The sequence below is a fragment of the Paraburkholderia atlantica genome (assembly GCF_009362785.1).
In the GTDB taxonomy this organism is placed as follows: Bacteria; Pseudomonadota; Gammaproteobacteria; order Burkholderiales; family Burkholderiaceae; genus Paraburkholderia; species Paraburkholderia atlantica.
On record NZ_WHNQ01000138.1, the window covers coordinates 1 to 3212 of the forward strand.

A 3212-nucleotide genomic window follows, 5' to 3' on the forward strand; every position below is an offset into this window, starting at 1 on the left:
GGTTCGAAGCTGCCGTCGCGGTCGCGCGGAATGTCTACCCGCAACGGGCCGTCCTCCGTCAACAGGGTCTTGCCGCTCCTGCCGTTGCGCTGGTTGGTCGACTCCGGCGGGCGTTGGCCTCCGCTCGGATAGCACAGGTGATGTTTTAGCTCGGCGCCCAGCGCACGCTCGATCAGCGCCTTCTTGAAGGCCATCGAGGCTGCCTGCACCGCTTCCGCCGTCATCGGACCCTTCACGAACTGATCGATGAGCTCCTCTGGAATCGCGGGGAGCTCAGGCGGGGGCGCAGACCCTGCTTTTGGTTTGCTTGGCATACATGCTCCTTTGGCTACATGTTATGCCTTGAACACAAAATTTCTGACAGGCTCGGCAACTCTTTCCACAGGCAGCCGAGATAGAGCGCATTCAGGATGTAGTTGAAAATCACATGCGCGCTGAGCTTTCGTGCTGGTCCGCGACGGCCCTTGCTCAGATGCGGCCAGACAAATTGCTCGAACTCTTCGACGCTCAATTTCGTTGGAATCTCTTGCCACGACTGCCTTTCGGCCATTTCGACCTTCAAACCATTGGGATTCTAGCCGATTCCTGTCAGCCGGGTAGAACCCAAGCCCGGCAGCCATTTCAACCGATTCCGCCAGCTGGAAGAAACCCGCAACCAGTTGAACCATATACTGTATTTCCGGGACGAAACTCTAGTGCACGCGCAATTTCCTGCAGTCGAAAGCCGTCTATCGATGCGCTGAACTCACCCATTTCCTCTTCGCCGCTGTCCGATTTCTTCGGACGCTGGATCCGGAACGCAAAGTTGCGCATGATCAGCGTCTCCCGGTGTTCATGCGCGGCGCTGTTGACAGGTCCGCCATTCGCCGGTCTGGCCAGCCCATGAGGTGTTGTGCCTGCTGTCGTGACGCACCGTGCTTGTAGAAGTCCGGAGGCAGCATGTCTGCGCCATGGGCCACATGCGCTGGGATCGAGTTCCCGAGATTTCCTCCATAACCCGAAGCGACGTGGCATTGCGCGATTCCCCGGACGTATCCGGATTGGCTCCCGCATTCAGTCTTGCGTGCAACCGGTCGAATATTTCACGATTCTTGTGTGCCTTCAGTACGTAGGTCAAAGAGTACATCACGCAGTCATCCTGCGTTTTCTGCGCCTGCGTTTCGACAATCGCGATACGGCATGAATCGACGCCTTCAGTGGCCAAACCAGAGACCAGGCAGTTGTGTTTTGCGGCTTGGTTCTGATCCGGCTCGGGCCGCCCGTTGAAAATAACGCCCGATTCCAAGACGACAATTGTTGCGCCATCGGCATGCTGCCTTACGTCAGCCATCACATGATGTAGTCCGGGTTCGTTTCAACGGATTGGACAGAGGGAAAACTGCGCAAAACGAATCCGATACGCCTGACTTTACCGCGGCGATGAAATGATCTTCGTGCATCGCGCCTTCGACAGCCGCAATCTTGTCTCGCAAACGCGAGGGTAGTGGAACGGGGGGGCACGAGGAAGTTTCAACAATCGATGACATTTCCAGTCCCCGGTGCGCAAGCACTGGACCGAGCGTCGCCAGCGCTTTTCTGTGACTCATGCCGAATTGGCGCGTCAATGCCGGCACCGCAGATCGCACCTCGGCTGCTTCCAATGACGCTGCAACCGAGTTGCCTCCCTGTAACGCAGCGCCTGTCGTGCGCCAGCTCGGTCGGTCACACACCAACCGCGTTAGTGGGAGAAGTATGGTGCTGCACGATGGTTGCGGGGGAGCGGAGTCAACGGGAGCGCTAATGGCATCGCCAGCGGCCGTAGGAACTAATGCGACATCTAGTGCCGCCGGACGGGATCCTGCATCGATTTTCGGCATGGCTACCTATTCCTGCACGATACAGGGTGCGTGTGACAAGAAGGACGTAATGATGGTGCTCCTTGCGGCAGATCAAGGGCTGCGGTGTCAATAGCGCGTGTCAAATCGGTTAAGGTGTGCGATTAGAATGGTTGGACGTGTAAGGAGCAACTGATGACATTGCTGAAAGACCGTCTAGCGGCGACGGAGCAAAAGCTGAGCGCCCTGAAAGAGGCACGAAAAGCTTCCGACAAGGCGCGCCGCAAGGCATACAAGGAGAGCAAAGCCGACCAGGCACGAAAGCTTGCGCTTGTGGGTGAGGCCGTCTTGCGGCGAGTTGAGCGCGGAGAAATGGACGAAGCCGACTTTCGGCAAATGATGGATGAGGCTCTCACCCGGCCGGCAGACCGGGCATTGTTCGACCTCGACTGAACGCGCCGTCCGATTCTGACGGTGAGCTTTTGCAGGTATCGCCGGTGAGTCTTTTCAGGAGCCTGGTCCGATGACAGCCCCCCACAATGGCGCGCACGGCGCCGTCCATCTGCTGACTGACAGCGACGCGCTGACCGCGAGCGTGCGGCGCACGGTGCGACTCGAAGCTGTGCCCGACGGCAAAAGCCTGGTCCTGATCGACGTCGACCAGCGCAAACCCGGGACTCAGCGCGAGGTGCGCTATGAGATCACGCCGGCCGAGCTGATTGCCGCGATCCGTGCGCACGGCGCCGAGCTGCCCGGCGAGAGTCATGGCGAAACTGGCAAGTGAAAGCGATCAAATGGGCGTTGGTGCATAGATAGGTCGATGAAAGATCGGGGTAATAAGATGACGTTCCCGTTCTCTCTGAATAGACGCATGCCGCATAAGCACAACGCCGCTCGTCGGCACCACATCCTGAAGATGGCGCATCGCGTGACGAACTGGCCGGAATATGAAGCGGGCCTGAGACCAGCCGATTCCGCAGGATGTGAGCGATTCGATCGCGCTGGTGCTCACGAACGTGGATGGTTTGGCGAGCCTGTCAGAAATTTTGTGTTCAAGGCATAACATGTAGCCAAAGGAGCATGTATGCCAAGCAAACCAGAAGCAGGGTCTGCGCCCCCGCCTGAGCTCCCCGCGATTCCAGAGGAGCTCATCGATCAGTTCGTGAAGGGTCCGATGACGGCGGAAGCGGTGCAGGCAGCCTCGATGGCCTTCAAGAAGGCGCTGATCGAGCGTGCGCTGGGCGCCGAGCTAAAACATCACCTGTGCTATCCGAGCGGAGGCCAACGCCCGCCGGAGTCGACCAACCAGCGCAACGGCAGGAGCGGCAAGACCCTGTTGACGGAGGACGGCCCGTTGCGGGTAGACATTCCGCGCGACCGCGACGGCAGCTTCGAACC

Annotated in this window: 6 protein-coding genes and 1 pseudogene; 3 read left to right on the forward strand and 4 right to left on the reverse strand. The window is 58.9% G+C overall.

All coding sequences use genetic code 11. The annotated features are described in order from the left end of the window. From GCT19_RS41335 to GCT19_RS41350, 4 genes and pseudogenes are all read right to left on the reverse strand, one after another. On the reverse strand, positions 1–314 hold a 314-nt coding region (locus tag GCT19_RS41335), incomplete at its 3' end, for a transposase (protein ID WP_193727535.1). A 14-nt stretch (positions 315–328) separates the two neighbouring features. Then, the gene (locus GCT19_RS41340; RefSeq protein WP_084598292.1) at positions 329–550 is read right to left on the reverse strand and encodes a hypothetical protein; all 222 of its coding nucleotides are present in this window, start codon (positions 548–550) and stop codon (positions 329–331) included. 71 nt (positions 551–621) lie between these two features. Next, a complete protein-coding gene (locus GCT19_RS41345; RefSeq protein ID WP_152855045.1) occupies positions 622–813 on the reverse strand; it encodes a hypothetical protein in 192 nt (63 codons plus the stop codon). Positions 814–832: 19 nt separating this feature from the next. Then, positions 833–1336, reverse strand: a pseudogene (locus GCT19_RS41350) (YopJ family acetyltransferase); the annotation flags it as partial. A 673-nt stretch (positions 1337–2009) separates the two neighbouring features. On the opposite strand from GCT19_RS41350, the gene GCT19_RS41355 reads away from it, so the two are divergent. The 3 genes from GCT19_RS41355 to GCT19_RS41370 all read left to right on the forward strand — a co-directional run. Then, positions 2010–2267, forward strand: a complete 258-nt coding sequence (locus tag GCT19_RS41355) for a hypothetical protein (RefSeq protein ID WP_152855046.1) — start codon at positions 2010–2012, stop codon at positions 2265–2267. A 70-nt stretch (positions 2268–2337) separates the two neighbouring features. After that, on the forward strand, positions 2338–2598 hold the full coding sequence (locus GCT19_RS41360) for a hypothetical protein (RefSeq protein ID WP_152855047.1): 261 nt from the start codon (positions 2338–2340) through the stop codon (positions 2596–2598). 300 nt (positions 2599–2898) lie between these two features. Beyond that, positions 2899–3212 (forward strand): transposase (locus GCT19_RS41370; RefSeq protein WP_193727536.1); only part of this gene is annotated, 314 nt, incomplete at its 3' end.

Excerpts from the sequence above, each read along its gene's own strand:
- GCT19_RS41340 (WP_084598292.1), bottom strand. The coding sequence starts at position 550 with ATGGCCGAAAGGCAGTCGTGGCAAGAGATTCCAACGAAATTGAGCGTC.
- GCT19_RS41345 (WP_152855045.1), bottom strand. The coding sequence starts at position 813 with ATGCGCAACTTTGCGTTCCGGATCCAGCGTCCGAAGAAATCGGACAGC.
- GCT19_RS41355 (WP_152855046.1), top strand. The coding sequence starts at position 2,010 with ATGACATTGCTGAAAGACCGTCTAGCGGCGACGGAGCAAAAGCTGAGC.
- GCT19_RS41360 (WP_152855047.1), top strand. The coding sequence starts at position 2,338 with ATGACAGCCCCCCACAATGGCGCGCACGGCGCCGTCCATCTGCTGACT.